The sequence below is a fragment of the Streptomyces sp. NPDC031100 genome, assembly GCF_055570785.1.
In genome coordinates, this window is sequence record NZ_JBVIGN010000009.1 from 297,394 (window position 1) to 316,930 (window position 19,537).

General features: G+C 69.9%; 20 protein-coding genes and 1 pseudogene. 10 read left to right on the top strand and 11 right to left on the bottom strand.

What is annotated here, in order from left to right; all coding sequences use genetic code 11:
- The first annotated feature begins 116 nt into the window (after positions 1-116).
- From ACZ5DS_RS25980 to ACZ5DS_RS25995, 4 genes are all read left to right on the top strand, one after another.
- Complete coding sequence (locus ACZ5DS_RS25980) at positions 117-473, top strand: VOC family protein (protein WP_468242776.1); 357 nt, start codon at positions 117-119, stop codon at positions 471-473.
- Between the two features lie 176 nt (positions 474-649).
- Positions 650-3,043 carry an ATP-binding cassette domain-containing protein gene (locus ACZ5DS_RS25985; RefSeq protein WP_468242778.1) on the top strand — a complete coding sequence of 798 codons (2,394 nt, stop codon included), beginning with the start codon at positions 650-652 and terminating at the stop codon, positions 3,041-3,043.
- A gap of 125 nt (positions 3,044-3,168) precedes the next feature.
- Entirely contained in the window at positions 3,169-4,149 is a 981-nt protein-coding gene (gene rfbB, locus ACZ5DS_RS25990) for a dTDP-glucose 4,6-dehydratase (protein ID WP_468242781.1), read from the top strand.
- On the top strand, positions 4,146-5,531 hold the full coding sequence (locus tag ACZ5DS_RS25995) for an NDP-hexose 2,3-dehydratase family protein (RefSeq protein WP_468242783.1): 1,386 nt from the start codon (positions 4,146-4,148) through the stop codon (positions 5,529-5,531). Before rfbB ends, ACZ5DS_RS25995 begins: the two co-directional genes overlap by 4 nt.
- A 67-nt stretch (positions 5,532-5,598) precedes the next feature.
- Here ACZ5DS_RS25995 and ACZ5DS_RS26000 read toward each other — a convergent pair whose 3' ends face one another.
- A complete protein-coding gene (locus ACZ5DS_RS26000; protein ID WP_468242785.1) occupies positions 5,599-6,105 on the bottom strand; it encodes a carboxymuconolactone decarboxylase family protein in 507 nt (168 codons plus the stop codon).
- An 82-nt stretch (positions 6,106-6,187) separates the two neighbouring features.
- Positions 6,188-6,931 (bottom strand): gamma-glutamyl-gamma-aminobutyrate hydrolase family protein, encoded by a 744-nt coding sequence (locus ACZ5DS_RS26005; RefSeq protein ID WP_468242787.1) that lies wholly within the window; start codon positions 6,929-6,931, stop codon positions 6,188-6,190.
- Between the two features lie 232 nt (positions 6,932-7,163).
- Between ACZ5DS_RS26005 and ACZ5DS_RS26010 the strand changes: the two genes are divergently transcribed.
- From ACZ5DS_RS26010 to ACZ5DS_RS26020, 3 genes are all read left to right on the top strand, one after another.
- Positions 7,164-8,090: an ABC transporter ATP-binding protein gene (locus ACZ5DS_RS26010; RefSeq protein WP_468242789.1), complete on the top strand. Its 927-nt coding sequence runs from the start codon at positions 7,164-7,166 to the stop codon at positions 8,088-8,090.
- Complete coding sequence (locus ACZ5DS_RS26015; protein ID WP_468242791.1) at positions 8,087-8,926, top strand: ABC transporter permease; 840 nt, start codon at positions 8,087-8,089, stop codon at positions 8,924-8,926. Before ACZ5DS_RS26010 ends, ACZ5DS_RS26015 begins: the two co-directional genes overlap by 4 nt.
- 145 nt (positions 8,927-9,071) lie before the next feature.
- Positions 9,072-10,277 carry a ParB N-terminal domain-containing protein gene (locus ACZ5DS_RS26020; RefSeq protein ID WP_468242793.1) on the top strand — a complete coding sequence of 402 codons (1,206 nt, stop codon included), beginning with the start codon at positions 9,072-9,074 and terminating at the stop codon, positions 10,275-10,277.
- A gap of 10 nt (positions 10,278-10,287) precedes the next feature.
- Here the strand turns inward: ACZ5DS_RS26020 and ACZ5DS_RS26025 are convergent, their stop codons facing one another.
- Positions 10,288-11,154: a helix-turn-helix domain-containing protein gene (locus ACZ5DS_RS26025; RefSeq protein ID WP_468242795.1), complete on the bottom strand. Its 867-nt coding sequence runs from the start codon at positions 11,152-11,154 to the stop codon at positions 10,288-10,290.
- 208 nt (positions 11,155-11,362) lie between these two features.
- Here ACZ5DS_RS26025 and ACZ5DS_RS26030 point away from each other — a divergent pair, with 208 nt between their 5' ends.
- Complete coding sequence (locus ACZ5DS_RS26030; protein WP_468242797.1) at positions 11,363-11,815, top strand: iron chaperone; 453 nt, start codon at positions 11,363-11,365, stop codon at positions 11,813-11,815.
- A 33-nt stretch (positions 11,816-11,848) separates the two neighbouring features.
- On the opposite strand, the gene ACZ5DS_RS26035 is transcribed toward ACZ5DS_RS26030, so the two are convergent.
- The 5 genes from ACZ5DS_RS26035 to ACZ5DS_RS26055 all read right to left on the bottom strand — a co-directional run bounded on the left by ACZ5DS_RS26035 (position 11,849) and on the right by ACZ5DS_RS26055 (position 15,767).
- Positions 11,849-12,391: a hypothetical protein gene (locus ACZ5DS_RS26035; protein WP_468242799.1), complete on the bottom strand. Its 543-nt coding sequence runs from the start codon at positions 12,389-12,391 to the stop codon at positions 11,849-11,851.
- A 92-nt stretch (positions 12,392-12,483) separates the two neighbouring features.
- Complete coding sequence (locus ACZ5DS_RS26040) at positions 12,484-14,001, bottom strand: alkaline phosphatase (RefSeq protein WP_468242801.1); 1,518 nt, start codon at positions 13,999-14,001, stop codon at positions 12,484-12,486.
- A gap of 173 nt (positions 14,002-14,174) precedes the next feature.
- Positions 14,175-14,360, bottom strand: coding sequence for a YkvA family protein (locus tag ACZ5DS_RS26045; protein WP_468243007.1), 186 nt, complete (start codon positions 14,358-14,360; stop codon positions 14,175-14,177).
- A gap of 100 nt (positions 14,361-14,460) precedes the next feature.
- Entirely contained in the window at positions 14,461-15,138 is a 678-nt protein-coding gene (locus ACZ5DS_RS26050) for an HNH endonuclease family protein (protein WP_468242803.1), read from the bottom strand.
- Between the two features lie 173 nt (positions 15,139-15,311).
- The gene (locus tag ACZ5DS_RS26055) at positions 15,312-15,767 is read right to left on the bottom strand and encodes an ATP-binding protein (RefSeq protein WP_468242805.1); all 456 of its coding nucleotides are present in this window, start codon (positions 15,765-15,767) and stop codon (positions 15,312-15,314) included.
- Positions 15,768-15,925: 158 nt separating this feature from the next.
- Between ACZ5DS_RS26055 and ACZ5DS_RS26060 the strand changes: the two genes are divergently transcribed.
- Both ACZ5DS_RS26060 and ACZ5DS_RS26065 read left to right on the top strand, forming a co-directional pair.
- Entirely contained in the window at positions 15,926-16,840 is a 915-nt protein-coding gene (locus ACZ5DS_RS26060; protein ID WP_468243009.1) for a helix-turn-helix domain-containing protein, read from the top strand.
- The gene (locus tag ACZ5DS_RS26065) at positions 16,803-16,913 is read left to right on the top strand and encodes a DUF397 domain-containing protein (protein ID WP_468243012.1); all 111 of its coding nucleotides are present in this window, start codon (positions 16,803-16,805) and stop codon (positions 16,911-16,913) included. Before ACZ5DS_RS26060 ends, ACZ5DS_RS26065 begins: the two co-directional genes overlap by 38 nt.
- A gap of 191 nt (positions 16,914-17,104) precedes the next feature.
- On the opposite strand, the gene ACZ5DS_RS26070 is transcribed toward ACZ5DS_RS26065, so the two are convergent.
- From ACZ5DS_RS26070 to ACZ5DS_RS26080, 3 genes and pseudogenes are all read right to left on the bottom strand, one after another.
- Positions 17,105-17,611 carry a hypothetical protein gene (locus ACZ5DS_RS26070; RefSeq protein ID WP_468242807.1) on the bottom strand — a complete coding sequence of 169 codons (507 nt, stop codon included), beginning with the start codon at positions 17,609-17,611 and terminating at the stop codon, positions 17,105-17,107.
- A gap of 107 nt (positions 17,612-17,718) precedes the next feature.
- Positions 17,719-18,747 (bottom strand): annotated as a pseudogene (locus ACZ5DS_RS26075) (PH domain-containing protein); the annotation flags it as partial.
- Positions 18,748-18,822: 75 nt separating this feature from the next.
- The gene (locus tag ACZ5DS_RS26080) at positions 18,823-19,506 is read right to left on the bottom strand and encodes a response regulator (RefSeq protein WP_468242810.1); all 684 of its coding nucleotides are present in this window, start codon (positions 19,504-19,506) and stop codon (positions 18,823-18,825) included.
- Positions 19,507-19,537 lie beyond the last annotated feature (31 nt).

Below are 19,537 nucleotides of genomic sequence, written 5' to 3' on the forward strand. Positions count from 1 at the left end.
CCGATTCCGGTCAAAGATGGCTTGATTCCAGCCGGAGCGAGCAAGAACGGAGAAGCGCCGAGTCCGCGGAATTCCCTAGCATGCGAAAAGAGATCCCAACCCCCAGGAGCGTTCAAATGGGTAAGCCCGCCACCCAGGGAGTCAAGACGGTGCTCCATCCCGTCACGGACCTGGCGAAGGCCAAGAAGGTGTACACCGCGCTGCTCGGCATCGAGCCGCAGACCGACGAGGACTTCTACGTCGGCTACGACGTCGCGGGGCAGCACATCGGCCTGGTGCCGGGAGCCGCGACACAGGGCATGACCACGTCCGTCGCCTACTGGCACGTCCCCGACCTCGGGGCGAAGCTGGCCGAGGTGACGGCCGCCGGCGCCGCGGTGCGGGACGAGGCCTCGGACGTCGGCGGCGGCCGTCTGGTGGCCACCGTCACGGACTTCGACGGCAACGTGCTGGGGCTGCTGCAGGACCGCTGAGAGCGCGGCTCCTCGAAATCCCCTCGAATCCCTCTCGAATCCTTCTCGAATATTTCTCGAATCCCCCGCGAGTTCTGTTCGAGTCATCCTCGAGGGGGATTCGAGGGTCTCCCATCACACTCCCCGAACGGGGCCGGGCGAGCGAGGGCGGTCCCCATCCGCGAGATGGAGACACGATGAGCAGGGACACCAGGACGGACGCGTCCTCCCCGGAGCCGCACGCCGCCGACCGTCACGATCTGATCCGCGTGCACGGGGCCCGGGTCAACAATCTCAAGGACGTCACCGTCGAGATTCCGAAGCGCCGGCTGACGGTGTTCACGGGGGTGTCCGGCTCGGGCAAGAGCTCGCTGGTGTTCGGCACGATCGCCGCGGAGTCGCAGCGGCTGATCAACGAGACCTACAGCACGTTCGTCCAGGGCTTCATGCCGACGCTCGCGCGTCCCGAGGTCGACGTCCTGGAGGGGCTGACGGCCGCGATCATCGTCGACCAGCAGCGTCTCGGCGCCGACCCCCGCTCCACGGTCGGCACCGCCACCGACGCCAACCCGCACTTGCGCATCCTGTTCAGCCGGCTCGGGCAGCCGTACGTCGGCCCGCCCAGCGCGTTCGCCTTCAACGTCCCCAAGCGGACGGCGAGCGGGGCCATGAGCGTCGACAAGGGCGAGGGCGAGCGGATCGTGGTACGCAAGGCCGTCTATCACGGCGGCATGTGCGCGCGCTGCGAAGGCCGTGGCACGGTCTCCGACATCGACCTGACCCAGCTCTACGACGACTCCAAGGCGATCGGCGAGGGCGCGTTCACGATCCCCGGCTGGACGCGGGACAGCTTCTGGACCACCCGGGTCTACGCCGAGTCGGGCATCCTCGATGCGAAGAAGCCGATCCGCGACTTCACCGCGAAGGAGATGCGGGACTTCCTGCACGGCAAGCCGACCAAGGTGAAGGTCGACGGCGTCAACCTGACCTACGAGGGCGTGATCCCGAAGCTACAGAAGTCGATGCTCTCCAAGGACCTGGACTCCCTGCAGCCGCACATCCGGGCGTTCGTGGAGCGGGCGGTGACCTTCGCCTCCTGTCCCGAGTGCGCCGGCACCCGGCTCGCCGCGGAGGCCAGGTCGTCGAAGATCGGCGGGATCAGCATCGCCGACGCCTGCGCGATGGAGATCAGGGACCTGGCCGCGTGGGTGCGGGGTCTGGACGAGCCGTCGGTGGCGCCGCTGCTGACCAAGCTGCTGCACACCCTGGACTCGTTCGTGGAGATCGGCCTCGGCTACCTCTCGCTCGACCGGCCGTCGGGCACCCTGTCGGGCGGTGAGGGACAGCGCATCAAGATGATCCGCCACCTCGGCTCCCCGCTCACCGACACCACCTATGTCTTCGACGAGCCCACCACCGGCCTGCACCCCCATGACATCAGCCGGATGAACGACCTGCTGCTGCAGCTGCGCGACAAGGGCAACACGGTCCTCGTCGTGGAGCACAAGCCGGAGGCGATCGCGATCGCCGACCACATCGTCGACCTCGGCCCGCGCGCGGGCGCCGGCGGCGGCCAGGTGATGTTCGAGGGCACCCTCGAAGGGCTGCGCGGCAGCGGCACGCTCACCGGCCGCCACCTCGACGACCGGGCCACCCTCAAGAAGACGGTACGCAAGCCCGCGGGCCGCCTGGAGATCCGCGGCGCCGCGACCCACAACCTGCGCGACGTCGACGTCGACATCCCCCTCGGCGTGCTGTGCGTCGTCACCGGGGTGGCGGGCTCCGGCAAGAGTTCGCTGGTCCACGGGTCGGTGGTGGGCCGGGACGGCGTGGTGGCCGTCGACCAGTCGCCGATCAAGGGGTCGCGCCGCAGCAACCCGGCGACGTACACCGGCCTGCTCGACCCGGTCCGCAAGGCTTTCGCGAAGGCCAACGGCGTGAAGCCGGCGCTGTTCAGCGCCAACTCCCAGGGCGCCTGCCCCACCTGCAACGGCGCCGGCGTCGTCTACACCGATCTCGGCGTGATGGCGGGCACCGCCACCACCTGCGAGGACTGCGAGGGCAGGCGTTTCGAGGCGTCGGTCCTGGACCACCGGCTGGGCGGCCGCGACATCAGCGAGGTCCTCGCCCTGCCGGTCGACGAGGCCAAGGAGTTCTTCGGCACCGCCAAGGCGCATGTCCCCGCGGCCCACCGGATCCTCGAACGCCTCTCCGACGTGGGACTCGGCTATCTGGACATCGGCCGGCCCCTCACCACGCTCTCGGGCGGTGAACGCCAGCGCCTCAAACTCGCCACCCGCATGGCGGACCAGGGCGGCATCTACGTCCTGGACGAACCCACCAGCGGTCTCCACCTCGCCGATGTCGAGAACCTGCTCGGACTGCTCGACCGGCTGGTCGACGCGGGCAAGTCGGTGATCGTCATCGAGCACCACCAGGCCGTGATGGCCCACGCCGACTGGATCATCGACGTCGGCCCCGGTGCCGGCCAGGACGGCGGCCGCATCGTCTTCGAGGGCACACCCGCCGACCTCGTCGCCGCCCGCTCCACCCGCACCGGCGAGCACCTCGCGGCCTACATTTCCGCTTGAGCCGGCAATCTGAAAGATGCCCGGAAATCGGGTGATTCTCTAGCGTGAATTCCACGGTATCCATCCCCTCATCGAAAAGGGAAAAGACAGATGCTTCCGTGGAATTCCGACTGCGATGTGATCTCATGAGAATCCTCGTCACCGGCGGAGCCGGATTCATCGGCTCGCATTATGTACGCACCATGCTCGACGGGGGATATCCGGGCTTCGAGGACGCCGAGGTCACGGTCCTGGACCTGCTGACCTACGCGGGAAACCGGGACAACCTCCCCGCCGCCCACCCGCGGCTCACCTTCGTGCGGGGGGACATCCTCGACCGGGACCTGCTGCGCACGGTCCTGGACGGCCAGGACGCGGTGGTGCACTTCGCCGCCGAGAGCCATGTGGACCGTTCGATCGAGAGCGGCGCCGCGTTCGTCCGGACCAATGTGGAGGGCACGCAGGCGCTGCTGGAGGCCTGCCTCGCGGCCGGCGTCGAGCGGATGGTGCACATCTCGACGGACGAGGTGTACGGGTCCATCGAGGAGGGGGTCTGGACCGAGGAGTCCCCGCTCCTGCCCAACTCGCCCTACGCCGCGTCCAAGGCCGCCTCCGACCTGATCGCCCTGGCCTACTTCCGCACCCACCGGCTGAACGTCTCCGTCACCCGCTGCTCCAACAACTACGGCCCCTACCAGCACCCCGAGAAGTTCATCCCGCTCGCCGTCACCAACCTGCTCGAAGGACGCCCCGTCCCGGTCTACGGGGACGGGCAGAACATCCGCGAATGGCTGCACGTGGACGACCACTGCCGGGCCGTGCACCGGGTGCTCACCGAGGGCAGGGCCGGCGAGGTCTACAACATCGGCGCCGGCACGGCCGTACCGAACCTGGCGCTGGCCCACCGGCTCGCCGAGCTGTGCGGGGCCGGACCGGACCTGATCCGGCACGTCACCGACCGCAAGGGACACGACCGGCGCTACGCCCTGGACCAGAGCCGGATAGAGCGGGAGCTGGGCCATCGGCCGCTCACCCCGTTCGACCAGGGCCTGGCGCAGACCGTCGCCTGGTACCAGGACAATCCGCAGTGGTGGAAGCCGGTCAAGGAGAGCGGTGGTCGGCCGTGACCGCACCGGTTCTGGTTCCGCGCTCCCGGGCCGGGATCTCCGAAAGGCTGGCCCGGTCCGCCGCGGCCGCGGAAGGTGTCGACATCGCGACGGCCGACGTGGCGGGCTGGCTGGAGGGGCACCGGCAGTCCTGCGGGACGGCGGTCCGGCGGATCCCGTTCGCCGAGCTCGACCACTGGTCGTTCGCGGCGGAGACCGGAAACCTGCAGCACAGCAGCGGACGGTTCTTCACCATCGAGGGGCTGCACGTCGTGCGGCCCGAGGTCGAGTGGCAGCAGCCGATCATCGTGCAGCCGGAGATCGGCATCCTCGGCATCCTGGCCAAGGAGTTCGACGGGGTCCTCCACTTCCTCATGCAGGCGAAGATGGAGCCCGGCAACCCCAACCTGGTGCAGCTCTCCCCCACCGTGCAGGCCACCCGCAGCAACTACACGAAGGCCCACGGCGGTTCGGCGGTCAAACACCTGGAGCACTTCCTCGACCCGGCCCCGCGCCGGGTGCTCACGGACGTGCTGCAGTCCGAGCACGGCGCCTGGTTCTACCGGAAGCGCAACCGCAACATGATCGTCGAGGCGGACGGCGACGTGCCCGCCGACGACGCGTTCCGCTGGCTCACCCTGGGTCAGCTCCTGGCGCTGCTCCACCAGGACAACGTGATCAACATGGACGCACGCACCGTCCTGGCGAGCGCTCCGACGGCTCCGCCCGAACCCGGGGCGCTCTCCTCCGACCCCGCCCTGCTGGCCTGGTTCACCGGGGAACGGGCCCGGTACGACGTCCGCACCCGCCGGATGCCCCTGCGGGAGGTCGGCGGGTGGCAGCGCGACGAGACGTCCGTCCGCCGTGCCGACGACCGGTTCTTCCGGGTCGTGGCGGTCGCCGTCGAGGGCGCGGGCCGCGAGGTCGCCGGCTGGACCCAGCCGATCATCGAACCGGTCGGTACCGGGATCGTGGGCTTCGCCTACCGCGAGTTCGACGGCGTCCCGCACGTCCTCGCGCACGCGCGGGTCGAGGGCGGCTTCCTCGACACGGCCGAGCTCGCGCCGACGGTGCAGTACGTCCCGGAGAACTACGCCCAGCTGCCGGAGGAGCAGCGACCGCCCTTCCTCGACCTGTTTCTCGGCGCGTCCTCCGACCGCGTGCGCTACTCGGCGGTCCACTCCGAGGAGGGCGGCCGGTTCCTCGACGCCGAGAGCCGCTACCTGATCGTCGAGACCGACGAGGCCACGACGCCCGCCCAGGCGCCGCCGGGATTCCACTGGGTCACGCCGGGCCAGCTGAACTGGCTCGCCGGGCACAGCCGTTACGTCAACGTCCAGGCCCGGAGCCTGCTCGCCGTCCTCAACACCGGGGCGGCCGCGCGCTCCCACCTGTCCGGCTGAGTCCGCGAACCCCAAAAGGCCCTGTTCGGTGGAGACTCCACCGAACAGGGCCTGAATACGTAAGGCGTTACCGGGATGCGGCGAGCCGGGTGGTCATGGGCGTCCACTTCTTGGGGTTCACGCGCCAGTCCACCGGCTCCTGCTTGGTGACGACATTGACCCGGTTCCAGAGGTTGACCAGACCGATGTGCAGCACAATGGCGCCGAGCTGCACCTGGTTGAAGTGCCTGGCCGCCTCGTCCCAGACCTCGTCCGGCACCGGGTCCTCCCGGTCGTTGATCCGGGTGGCGCCCTCGGCCAGATCCAGCACCGCGCGCTCGGCGTCGGTGAAGCAGGTCTGCTCCCGCCAGGTCGCCACCAGGGGCAGACGGTAGTCCTCCTCCCCCGCCTCCTCGAACTCCTTCTTCTTCACGGGGATCTGGACCGGGCGGCCGTTGATCTGGCTCACCCGCAGGTGAATGAGCACCAGCGTCTGCAACGGCACGCCGACATTGTTGACGGCCTTGACCAGCTCGCGCATGGGCGGCAGAACATCGGGAACGACCAGCGACGGGTTAGGCATCCGCGGCGACATCGGTAATTCTCCTTCGGATTGGGATCTGATAACAGCTTGCCCGCAGGGCCGTCTTTTCCACAAGCATTGCGAATTTCGGCGGCTAGTTCATTTTCGGGCGTCCGGCGGCTTGCGCAAGTGCGTGATGAAGTCGTTTGTCGGCTGTGTGTCCGGCTTCCCATTGCACGCCGACCGCAAAGGGGTGATCCGTGACTTCGACGGCCTCGACGGTGCCGTCCTCGGCCCAGCCGGTGGCGGTGAGACCGGCGCCGAGCCGGGCCACGGCCTGGTGGTGATGGCAGGCGGTCTCCGGCTCCTCCTCGTCGAGGACGGCGGCGATCCGGCTGCCGGGCTCCAGCTTCAACCGGCGGTGGCCGAGCGTGAAGGACGGCGTGCGCGGCCGGTGGCCGTCGTGGCCCGTGACGTCCGGCAGGTGCTGGTGGAGGGTTCCTCCGTGCAGCACGTTGAGCAGCTGCATGCCGCGGCAGATGGCCAGGACGGGCACCTCGGCGTCGAGTGCCGCTCGGACCAGGGCCAGTTCGACGCGGTCGGCGTCCGGGCTCACGGCCCGGGTCACGGGGTGCGCCTGCGCACCGTAGAGCGCCGGATCCAGGTCGGGGCCGCCCGGGATCAGCAGGCCGTCGAGCCGGCCGGCCAGGCTCTCCACGCCGGGCAGCAGCGGCAGCAGCAGCGGTGTGCAGCCCGCCTCGGCCAGGAACGCGACGTGCGCCTGCAGGGCGAGGCTGACGACCATGTCGCTGCCCTGGAGCGTGACCGGCGCGGTCCGTGCGCAGATCCCGACCACCGGCCGCCCGGTGCCCGCCGGATCCTTCACGACTGAATTCATGACCACCCTCGTGGGTTTCCGGGTTCAACTGAGGAGAATGCGCAGATGAAACAACCGCTTCCGCGAACAGCGGGCGCCGTCCAAAAATAACTACGGAGGGGAAGCCGGGGCCATCGTTCAGACCCGGGCGGCCCACGTCTACTGAACGGATTCCCGCCCCTGGTACCACAGGTGGGCGCGGAGCATTTCATTCCTCCGTAAATCTCTTGCAGCCCATTCACCCGAGGTGACCATGATCGAGGCCAAGAACCTCACCAAACGCTACGGTGACAAAACGGCCGTGAACGACCTGTCCTTCACGGTCGAGTCCGGCCGGGTCACCGGCTTCCTTGGCCCCAACGGCGCCGGAAAGTCGACCACCATGAGGCTGCTGCTCGGGCTCGACCGGCCCGACAGCGGCGAAGCCACCATCAACGGCGTGCCCTACCGCGACCTCCCGCGTCCCCTGCGGGTGGTCGGCGCACTGCTGGAGGCGCGTGCCGTGCACACCGGCCGCAGCGCATACGACCATCTGCTCTGCCTCGCCCAGACCCAGGGCATCGGCAGGCGCCGGGTCGAGGAGGTCGTCGACCAGGTCGGCCTGGCCTCGGTGGCCCGCAAGCGGGCGGGCGGATTCTCGCTCGGCATGGGGCAGCGACTCGGCATCGCCGCCGCACTGCTGGGCGACCCCGCGACGCTGATCCTGGACGAACCGCTCAACGGCCTGGACCCCGAGGGCATCGTCTGGATCCGGAACCTGATGAAGTCGCTGGCGGCGGAGGGTCGCGCCGTCTTCGTCTCGAGCCATCTGATGAACGAGATGGCCGTCACCGCCGACCACCTCATCGTCATCGGCCGGGGCCGGCTGGTCGCCGACTGCTCCACCGAGGAGTTCATCGAGCGCAGCACCGAACAGAGCGTCCTGGTGAAGACCCCCGACCGGGAGCGGCTCGCCGAGCTGCTGAAGGCCGAGGGCGCCACCGTCACCGACGCCGACGACGGCGACCTGGACGTCATCGGCGTGGAGGCCGCTCGCATCGCCGAACTCGCCTCCGCCGGCGGCCTGGTGCTGCACGAGCTGGCGACCCGGCGCGGATCGCTGGAGGAAGCCTTCATGGAACTGACCAAGGACGCCGTCGAGTACGACGCCGAGGTGCCCACCGCCGGAGGAGTGAAGTGACCACCGTGACCGCATCCGTCCACGCGTCCGCGCCCGTCGACGACGCGCGCGGGCCGAGCTTCGGGCGGCTGATGCTCTCGGAGTGGACCAAGATCCGCTCCGTCCGCTCCACGCTCTGGTCGCTCGTCATCCTGTTCGTGCTCACCCTCATCGCCACCGCGGTGTTCATGAAGATGGGTGTCGCGAACTGGGACAAGAGCAGCCCGTCCCAGCAGGCCGAGATGAGGCTCGACCCGACCGGAACCATCCTGGGCAGCGGCATCCTGCTCAGCCAGCTCGCGGTGTGCGTGCTGGGCGCGATGGTCATCGCCTCCGAGTACTCCACCGGCATGATCCGGGCCAGCCTGCTCGCGGTGCCCAAGCGGGTGCCGGTGCTGGCGGCCAAGAGCGCGGTCTTCGGACTGCTGGTCCTGGTCGCCGGCGAGCTGACCGCGTTCGCGTCCTTCCTCGTCGGCGCGCCGATCCTGCACGACAAGGCCCCGGTGGCGATCGGCGACCCGGGCGTCCTGCGGGCCGTTGTCGGCTGCGGTCTCTACCTGTCGCTGCTCGGCCTGTTCGCGCTCGCCGTCGGTGCGATCATCCGGCACACCGCGGCGAGCATCACCGTCGTCATCGGCTTCGTCCTGGTGATCGCGCCGATGACCAGGATGCTGTCCGGCAGTGTGGGCAAGCACATCCACGGCTATGTCCCCACGGAGGCCGGGTTCCTGATCACCCAGCAGCACTCCCGCGCGGCCGACGTGCTCGGGCCCTGGCAGGGCCTCGGGGTGCTCGCGCTGTGGACGGCCGCCCTGCTGGCCGTCGCAGCGGTGCTGCTGCGCCGCAGGGACGCCTGACCCGCACGCAGGCCGCGGGTGTTCGCCGGTCCGGCGGGCACCCGCGGCCTGCGTGTTTCCAGGGAGCGTCCACCTTGCCTCGACTGCAGCTAAAGACCCTGTTGCGACCCTCGACGTGAGCGGCAACGAAGAGGGAGTGAACGGAATGGCTCAAAGCAACGGGCAAGCCGTCTTGATAACGAGTGCATTCAGCTCCGTCAGGACGGAGAGCGCTGAATCATCGGCCCGCAGTGAATTCGACCCGAAGAATTTCGAGCAACTGCCGGCCCGCGATGTCCCCGTCACCTCGCTGTCCCCTGGAGTGGCCCTGCGTCAGGGCGGCACGGACGCCGCACACATCCAGCTTCTCGTCGAGGCGGCGGGTACGGCGGAACTGCCGCCCATTCTGGTCCAGATGGACGGCTACCGCATCATCGACGGGCTGCACCGGCTGGAGGCCGCCAGGCTCCGGGGCGACCACACCATCAAGGCGCGATTCCTCGACTGCTCGGACTCCGAGGCGCTCGTCATCGCCATGAAGGCGAACGGCACGCACGGACTGCCGCTGTCGAAGTCCGACCGCGTCTGTGGAGCCCAGCGTGTCCTGCGCTCCCATCCCGACTGGTCCGACCGCGCCATCGCCGGCATCACCGGGCTGAGCGCGAAGACCATCGCGTCGCTGCGGGCCCGCTCGGCCGACACCGCGCCGCTCGACGGCAAGCGCATCGGCCGGGACGGCAGGCGGCGCCCGGTGGACGCGGCCGAGGGCAGGCGTCGCGCCGCCGAGTACATCGTCGCCCACCCGAACGCCCCGCTCCGTCAGGTCGCCAAGGAGACCGACGTGTCGCTGGGCACGGTGCACGACGTGAGCGCGCGGCTGCGGCGCGGTGAGAGCCCCGAGCGGGACGGGCGCCGTCGCACCGCGCAGCCGGAGTCGGTGCAGCCCGCGCAGCCGGTGCAGCCCGTCTGGCCCGTGCAGGCCGTGCAGCCCGTGCGGGCCGTCCGGCAGGGCGAGGAGGTGACACGGCCCGTCGCCGTGGTTCCCGGCGGCACCGCACGGGTGCCGCTGCGGGTGGCCCCGAGCATCGACGCCACGCCGCACCGCAGGAACCACACCGACGTGCCGCCCTCGTGGGCGACGGTGGCGGCCAAGATGGCCGGCGACCCCGCCATCCGCTACACGGCGGGCGGCAGGGAGTTCCTCCGCTGGATGCAGCAGCACGCCACCGACCCCGACGACGAATGGCGCGAGCTCGTCGACGCGGTCCCGCCGCACTGGCTCGGCGTCATCGCCCCCATCGCCGAGCGCATCGCCAGGGAGTGGGGCCTGCTGGCCGAGCGTCTCAAGGCCAAGCAGGACATGGTGCTGTGATCCCCTGTCCTCACGACCGTGACGGCGCCGGTGCCGCGGACGCCACCCGCAGGTGGGCCGCGGCCCGGGGCCGTCCGACGGGTTCGGGCCCCGGGCTGACGGAGGCGCACCCGGGGTGTGACCTGACGACCGCCGGGGGTTCGAGTTCGGGCAGCGCGAGCAGGACGGGCGGATCGGAGAGCCGGCCCGGGCGCAGCCGCACCGCCGCGCTGGTGACGCTGTCGGCGGTCACGGCCACGGTCGCCGCACCGTGGCCCCCGACCAGCGGGGTCCGCCGGGCCTGCGGATCGGGCCCGATGCCGTCGGCCACGGCCACCGCGAGCAGATGCCAGCTTCCTTCGGGCACGTCCTTCAGGGAATAGCAGGAGGGACGCCCGCTCGGCACATCGATGAGGATCGCGGCGACGGACGGATGCTGGACGACGCGCGTGTGGAAGGCGCCCAGGAACACCCGCGCGTTCCCGTGGCCCTCCGGCAGGCTGACCGTCCCGGCGACCATGCCGAACCCGGACTGCGAGCCGGGATCCGGCATCGGCTCCGGCAGAGCGGGCCCCCCGTCCCGCGACAGCTGGCGGAACCGGCCGGGCGACACGCCGACGCTGGCCGTGAAGGAGTTCGTGAACGAACCCAGGCTGTTGTATCCGACCGCATAGGAGATATCGGTGATGCTCATCGAGGTGGTCTCGATCAGCCGCTTGGCCTGATAAATACGGACCGCGGCCAGGAATCTGCCCGGCGTGAGCCCGGTCTCCTCTTTGAACAGCCGTGTGAAATAGAAACGGCTGAGCAGAGCGCTGTCAGCGATCTCCGTGAGAGTCAGCGGTTCGCCGTAACGCTCCCGAATGAACTCGATCGCCCTTTCTACTGCATTATCCATATCCGCTCCACACGTCTCGACACGCTGCAGGATGACGCGGGAAGATCGCGATCGGCTCGAGTAACGCTAGTGATCTGACCAGCCTGTTCAGGCCGAAGGCGCCACGTTCAGGCCGCAGTTGATGAACACGGCCCCGGTGTCGGTGCTCTGGGATATGGTCCGGTCACGACATCCCCCACTGTTGAGATCCGCAAGGGAGACATCTGCCATGAGCGGTACCGGGAGCAGCTCGTACGAGGGATTCACGGCCGAGGAACGGGCCGCGATGAAGGATCACGCCAAAGAGGTGAAGGCGGCGGCGCGCCGCAGCTCGCGTGCGGACAAGGCGGCGCAGGCGGAGCAGGACGTGGTCGCGAAGATCGCCGAAATGAAGGACTCGGACCGGGTCATGGCCGAACGTGTCCACGCCGTCATCAAGGCCGCGGCCCCGGACCTCGCCCCCAAGCTGTGGTACGGCATGCCCGCCTACGCGCTGGACGGCAAGATCGTCTGTTTCTTCCAGAGCGCGGAGAAGTTCAAGGCGCGCTACGCGACGCTCGGTTTCAGCGACGAGGCGAAGCTGGACGACGGCGCGATGTGGCCGGCCGGCTTCGCCCTGGCCGAGGTGACCCCCGAGGTGGAGGAGCGCATCGCCGAGCTCGTGAAGCGGTCGATCGGCTGACCGAGCGCCCGTACGGCCCGGGCCGGTTGTGGGCTACTCGTTGACCAGCACGGGAAGGGAGACGACCGCGGCGGCCGGAGTGCCGGTGAGGTGCCCCGCGGGGGCGGTGAAGTCGATGCCGTCACCGGCGGCACGCGGGCCGTCGTGGTGGTCGCTGCCGTGCGCGTCCTCGCCTTCCTCCTGGTACTGGAAGCTGCCGGTGCCCAGCAGGCGGCCGTGGGAGTCGTAGTAGGCGGCGCGGACTTCCAGCGCGAGGACGTCGCTGACGTCGGAGGTGATGGCCAGGTGCCCGGTGACCGCGGGCTTGTCCGTGAGCTTCAGGCCCGTCAGGCGCACCCGGTCGGTGAACGGTCCGGCCTCGATGCGGACTTCGCCCTGGTGCGGGGCCGGGGAGAGCGTGGGCGCCGGGGCCGGCGCGGAGCGCGGGGCGGGCAGGGCGGCCCCGGCGGCGGAGGCGCGCGGCTTCGGGGCGCCCGGGTGGTCGGCCGCCGGGTCGCCGCTGCAGCCGGTGAGCGCCACCAGGGCGGGGACGAGAAGGCCGAGCGCGGCGGCCGTGGTGCGGGTGAGCGGGCTCATCGGGCGTACTCCCGGGGCGTCTGGAACGGTCGGTGCGGTCGGTGCGGTCGCGGGGCCGGGGCGCGGAACGCGCACCCGGCCCCGCGGGTGGGTCAGCTGGTGCGCGGAGCCGTGCCGAACAGGGAGCGGTACATCTTGCCGTACAGCTCGGTGTTGTTCTGGCTGGTGGCGAACCGCTTGCCGCCCGGGCCGTACGCGTAGATCGGCACGTCGGCGCCGGTGTGGTTGCCGGAGAGGTAGGACAGCCACAGGCTGGCCTCGGGGGTGCCGTCCTTGACGTCCGCCGGGTCGTCGGGCGTGCGGAACGTGGCGGGGCCGAAGTTCTTCGCGTCACCCGCGCCGGCGCCGTTGACGATGCCCGAGGAGCGGGCGGGGTCCTTGACGTTGGCCGAGGACGAGCGCGACGGCGTGGAGTTGTTGGCCGGGTTGCCCGCGTCGGTGTTGGCCGGCGGAGCGGCCGCCTCGGCGTTGGTGAAGGTGCCCTTCTCGATGATGTTGAAGCCGGCGCACTCGTGGTCCGCCGTCACGACCACCAGGGTGTGGCCGTCCTTCTTGGCGAAGTCGACCGCGGCCTTCACGGCGTCGTCGAACGCCTTGACCTCGGCGAGGGTCTGCGCGGCGTCGTTGGCGTGCGAGCGCTTGTCGATCGAGGCGCCCTCGACCTGGAGCAGGAAGCCCTTCTTGGAGCGTCCGCCCAGCAGGGAGAGCGACTTCTTGGTCATCTCCGCCAGGTTCGGCTCCTGCTTCTGCGGGGCGTCCGCGGGCAGCTGGGCCTTGGCCTGCTCGACGGTCAGGTTGCCGCGGTTGAACAGGCCGACGACCTTGCCGCGCTTGACGCTCTCCAGGTCCGCCTTGGTGGCGACCTTCTGGCTGGCGGCGGTCTGCGCGGGCAGCGCCGGGTCGCCGAAGCTGCCGAGCACCTGGTAGCCCTGCGCCTGCAGCGCCTTCTGGTCGTCCGGCTCGAAGCGGGCCAGGCCGCCGCCGAGGATCACGTCGGCGGTGCCGTTGCGGGCGATCTGCTCGGCGATCGGCGTGATCAGCGTCTGGTCGGCGGGCTTGTCCTCGAAGGTCCCGTCGGCCTTCTTGGGCAGGCAGGAGGCGTCCGAGTAGACCGGGCCCTGGCAGCCGCGCAGCAGCGCGTGGCTGAACTGGGCGGCCGGGGTCGCGTCGGTGACCTCGGCGGTGGAGACGTTGCCGGTGGCGAAGCCCGCCCTGTGGGCCTGCTCCATCAGCGTCGCGACCTTCTTCTCGTAGGCGTCGACACCGAGGGCGGCGTTGTACGTCTTCACGCCCGAGGACCAGGCGGTGGCCGAGCTGGCGGAGTCGGTGACCAGCGCCGGCGTGGCGCTGCCCTTCTCGACGGCGTACGTGGCGACGGCGCCGTAGTTCGGCAGCCGCTCCATGTTCAGCTTGCCGCTCGCGCCGTAGTAGCGCTCCCGGGCGGCGGTCACGTGGGTGCGGCCCATGCCGTCGCCGAGCAGGTAGATGACGTTGCGTATCTCGGTGCGGTGACTCCCCTGCTGAGGCGTCGAGTTGGCCGCCACGGCGGTACCGGCGGCGAGCGCGCCGGTCGTGGCGACGACCGTCAGGATTCTGACGGATCTGCGCATGCGGATGCTCCTAGGAGGCTGGGCGCCGCGACCCGACCCCCCTTGCGTGCCGGCCGCGAGCGCGCCCGTACGAGCCGGGCGGCAGCGACGGTAAGAGCAGGGTATGAACACGACAAGAGGTCAGGATGTCATCGCGGGGAACACAGTCGGCCTTCGGCGGGGACTGCTTCGGCCTACTCCTCCAGCGTGACGGCGGGCAGCTCTGCCAGTCGGCGTACGACGCCGAGTCCGTCGGGGGTGCCGGGCCAGTGCCGGGCGAGGGCCTCGGTGCCCGCCTGGCGGACCACCGTCCGCAGCACCAGTGCCACGGCGATGGCGTCGTCGGCGTAGCCCAGGACCGGGATGAAGTCGGGGACCAGGTCGGACCGCCTCGGTGAGCAGGTTGCCCTTGGGGCGGGCGATCGCGACGACCGCCCGTGGCCCCGTCCGTCGGCAGGACGGGGCCGGAGGGCTACGGGGTTACGGAGCGGGCTGGTAGGTCACGGTGGTGGTGGGGCATGCGTCCGCGAGCTGGTTGAGCGCCTCCTGTTCGACGGCGTCGACGGTGAGCCCCCAGCGGAGCTTGGTTGCGGTCCACTCCGAGACGTAGCGGCACAGGACGTCGACGGACGGCGGCAGCCACTCGGCCGGGTCCTGGTCGGCCTTGCTGCGGTTCGAGGCGGCGGAGACGGCGACGAGGGAGGTCGCGGCGTCGAGGTCGTTGGCGTAGGCCTCGCGGCGCGCCGCGGTCCACTGCGACGCCCCGGAGTCCCAGGCTTCGGCGAGCGGCACCATGTGGTCGACGTCCAGGCCGGAGGCGGTGGTGATCCACTTGGCGTCGTAGTACGACCACCAGCGCCCGCCGGACAGCTTGCAGCCCGCAAGCACCGTCGGCTTGTCGACCGCTTCGGCGAGGAGCACTTCGGCTCGGGTGTTGCAGCCGTCGGTGGGGTTCTTGCCCGCGTTCCAGTGCTTGAAGCTCGTGCGCTGGTAGCCGTCCCGTACCTCTGCGGCCAGGGGGAGGACCCGGACCGCGGTCCTCAGCGGGAGGGTGTGCGTGTCGACAGCGCGGTGCTGTGCGTGGGCCGGGGTGGGTGCCATGAAGGGCACGACGAGGAGGGCGGCCGCGATCGCGGCTCGCCTGAAGTTCTTGATCACGCATCGCAGAGTTGACTGCGCGTACCTCGTTCGAGGGGTTCAACTCGAACGAATGAGCCAAATGGAGGCCTGAGTTCACCAGACAGACGTGCTATCGATCGCCCGATGGAGGAATGGCTTCACCAGAGGCCCCTTGTCGCTTGCCAGGGGTTCGTACCTCATGCCCGAGGCCGTCACAGAGCCGAAGTCGATGCGTCGGTGGACACCTCTGCCCAGACCGTCTTGCCCACGGGATGACGAGGCGCCGAGCCCCAGCGCACGGCCAGGACGTCCACCAGGAGCAGGCCACGGCCCGACTCGCCCCCCGGGTACGACGAGGGGGCGGCAGCAGGCGGCCGTTTCGTTGCGGCGGCGTCGGCGACCTCGATCCGGACCAGGCCCGCCGCCTTGTCGAGGCCGAGCCGAAGCCCGAAGTCGCGCCCCGGTACGCGGCCGTGCTGCACGGCGTTCGCGGCGAGCTCGGCGACGACGAGGGCGACGGCGCACGACACCTCCGAGGCTGCCGGGTATCCCCCCTCCTCCATCCACCGCAGGGCGAGGCGTCGGGCGAGCCGTGCGCTGCGGGGCGAGGGGGCGAACTGCGCGGTGAGCGGCGGGTGTTCGCCTGCGGTCGTCGTTCCTGTCAGCACAGCGTGTCCGTCCTTGCCTGTCGAGTGCACGAGTCGTCACGTTCCGTGCTCAAGAGTCGTCGGACAGCCCTACGCTCGGAAGGTGACGCAGCCTTACCTTTCGGTTCGTAAGGAACGGAAGTAACGCCTTGGCCAACGAAATTGACCCCGGTACGTCGATGGCGGCGCTGTTCGGTTCACGGGTGCGCAGACTCCGTACAGCGGCCGGACTGACCCAGGCCGAACTCGGCCGGATGACACACGTGGTGAGCACCCGGATCACGCAGATCGAGCGGGCCTCAGGGGCGAAACCGACGCTGGCGCTGGCGCGTGCGCTGGACGCTGCGCTGGGCGCGGACAACTTGTTGGTCGAGCTTTGGCCGTATGTGTATCGGGAGGCGTTCCCGGACTGGTCGCGGGCGTTCATGGCGCACTCGGAGAGAGCGGTGTCCATCGCAGAGTACGCAGCGCATGTGGTGCCCGGTCTCCTTCAGACCGAGGCGTACGCGCGGGCCGTCCTGAGTGTCGGCCTCACTCTCAGCAATGACGCGCAGTTGGAGGAGAGGCTCACTGCACGCATGGGCCGCCAGGAGCGGCTCGGCTCAGCCGATCGACCGGCCCTGTGGGTCGTCCTCGACGAAGCGGTACTGAGGCGTCCGATCGGCGGCCATGCTGTGATGCGTGAGCAGTTGGAGCGCCTGCTCGAGGCCGCAGCGGAACCTCACGTCACCGTGCAGGTGCTGCCATTCGACCAAGGCGAGCACGATGCGATGGGTGGCTCGCTGACCATTCTCGCTCTGCCTGACGCCTCGGAAGTCGCCTACACAGAAGGCGCGCACTACGGCCAACTCATCGAGGATCCAGCCGAGGTCAGAACGTTTTCCCTGACCTACGATCGGTTACGGGCGGCAGCCCTGCCCCCGCTCATGTCGCTCGACATGATCCGATCCGTGATGGAGGGCAACCACCGTGGAGCGAATGTCCCGTCCCGATCTGCACGGCGCCGCGTGGCGCAAGAGCAGCTACAGCAATCAGGAGGGCGGCAACTGCGTGGAGGTGGCCGACGGGTTCCCCGGCATCGTCCCCGTCCGTGACAGCAAGGTCCCGCACGGCCCCGCGCTGACCTTCGAGGCCGGTTCCTGGGCGGCGTTCATAGGCCGGCTGTAGGTCTTCCGGATCCGCCGGATCCTTGTCCGCGAGGGTCCGGCGGGCCACTGAACTCCCAAAGAACCGGGGCTCTCCAGAACTGCGACGACGGCGACCGGGCATTCCGCGCGCCGGAACCCGGCCGCTGCCGGGGCTGCCGGTCCGGCAGTCGTCTCCCTGCGGCCTGCTGAGCCGGGCGTAAAGACTGGCCGTCATCCCGGGCCGGTCCGCAGATCGCGCACGGCCTGAGCATCGCTCCGGTCGAGCTGCACATCAGGCGCAGACGGACCACCGACCTGGCCGGGCATGCCTATCTTCCCGGGGCCGAGTGCCTCAGAAGAATCATCGTCCGCCTCGGGCAAGCGTGCCTTTCTGGGAGGACCGCCCTGCTTCCCCGGGTCCGATGGGTACCACGTGCCGTCATCGCACTGAATTACGGACTGGCAATCGACGCCGCCGTTATCATTTGGCGAGCAGAAGGCGCCGTCCTTGCAATTCGACTTTTTACCTTCACCCACGCTCAATGTAGTCTTCTTCTTTTTCTTCTTGTTTGTGTCCGGCCTCTGTTCCGGCGCCGACGCCTTCTTCACCACCGGAGCCTTCTGCGGCGCCGGTGCCGCGAAGGCGCTCCCCGCTCCCAGCAGGGCACCTGCGGACACAGCCGTTGAGATGGCTGCCGCTACGAGTCCTCTTCGCCAAGTAATCACGATCTCCTCCATTCCCTTGAGGGAACTTGCCGTCCTTACCCCTCAAGGACATGCGGCGGAGAGGACCCCGTCACGTCACTGAAAGTCGTGCCTTGACGCAAGAATGCGATCTTGGTAGATCATGTTCCGGCCGAACGCAGCTCGCGCAGGATGCGCGTCAGGTCGGCCGGTGCCGCGGCCAGGCGGATCGGGGTGCCGGCGTCGTCGAGTTCGGCGATGTGCCAGCTTCTGGGGACGGTGTCGCCGTCGCTGCCCCGGGCGCGTCGTACGGTCCGGACGGTGAGCCGCTCGACCGGGATGGGTTTCGCCGCGAAGCGGCCCGGGCCGGGCGTCACCGCGGGGGCGCCGTCCCCGAGGACGATGTGCGTGCCGAAGCCGTTCGGGTTGAAGTCGGTGGACTCCAGGAAGCGGGCGGACAGGAACACCTCGCCCTGCTCCGCCTGTTCGGCCGCCCCGGCGTCCTCGGGCCTGCGGATGCGGGTCGCACGCCAGGCCGCGGTGAGCAGCGCCAGGGTGACCAGGGTGCCTGCCGCCGCCCAGATGATCTGCCCGGGCGAGGAGAGCGGGTCGGTCGGGTGGAGGTAGCAGAGGGGCAGCAGCCACAGGGCGGTGCCGGCCAGCGCACCCGCGAACGGCAGGGCCGAGGGCAGCACTTCGTCGTCCGGCAGCCTGCGCCCGCGCAGGTACAGCAGCACCTTCGCGCCCGGATAGCCCGCGGCCAGGGCCAGCAGGGCCGCTACGACCGCCAGGGAGCGAGGCGTGGTGACGTGCTCGTGCCAGCTGTGACCGGCCCCGGCCACCTTCATCACCCGGCCGCGCCAGAGGGTCAGCCGGACATGGTCGCCGGGCCGGAAGTCCTCGGCGGCCTCGGATGACACCTCCAGCCGATCCAGCGGCCGGCTGTCCGTGAAGTACAGCCAGCTGGGCTTCTTGGGCTGATTGGCGTCGGTGCGCGCGATCACCGCCGGGACGGTGGTCAGGCAGTCGTCGCGCCGGGTGGCAGGCGTCCCGGCCGTACAGGGCGCGGCGCTGCGCCACGCCTGCTCCTCCGCTACGGCGCCCGGGACGAACCACACACTCAGACCCGCGGCCGCGAGCAGCAGCGCACAGAGGGCTGACGCCCCCGCCCAGCCACCGCCCGCGGCTCGAGGCCGGCGCGTCACTTCCGAAACGTTCTTCACGAGCAGAGTCTCCGTCATGCGCACCTCAAACAGATGTGCGGGTCACCCTTCGAAGCGGTAGCCCATGCCGGGCTCGGTGATGAGATAACGGGGGCTCGAGGGGTCGGTCTCGAGCTTGCGTCGCAACTGGGCCATGTAGACCCGCAGATAGTTGGTCTTGTTGCTCTGGGAGACGCCCCAGACCTCGTGGAGCAGCTGCTTCTGGGTGATCAGGCGGCCGGGGTGGGTGACCAGGATCTCCAGCAGGTGCCATTCGGTCGGGGTGAGGCGTACGTCGCGGCCGTCCCGTACGACCTTCTTCGCGAGCAGGTCGATGGTGAACCCGTCCGTCTGCACCAGCGTGGTCTCCGGCACGAGCGGCAGGTCCTCGGTGCGGCGGACGGCGGCCCGCAGCCGGGCCAGGAGTTCGTCCATGCTGAACGGCTTGGTGATGTAGTCGTCGGCACCGGCGTCGAGGGCCGAGACCTTCTCGTCGGAGGACTGCCGGGCGGACAGGACCAGGATCGGCACCCGGGTCCAGCCGCGCAGGCCCTTGATGACGTCGACGCCGTCCATGTCGGGCAGGCCGAGGTCGAGCAGCACCACGTCCGGCTGGCGGGCCGCCGCCAGCCGCAGCGCGGTGGCGCCGTCGGGGGCCGCGTCGACGCCGTATCGGCGGGCCTGAAGGTTGATCACGAGGGCCCGTACGAGCTGCGGGTCGTCCTCCACCACGAGCACCCGGGTCATGGGGGTGTGCCTCTCCTGTCATGCCTGCGGG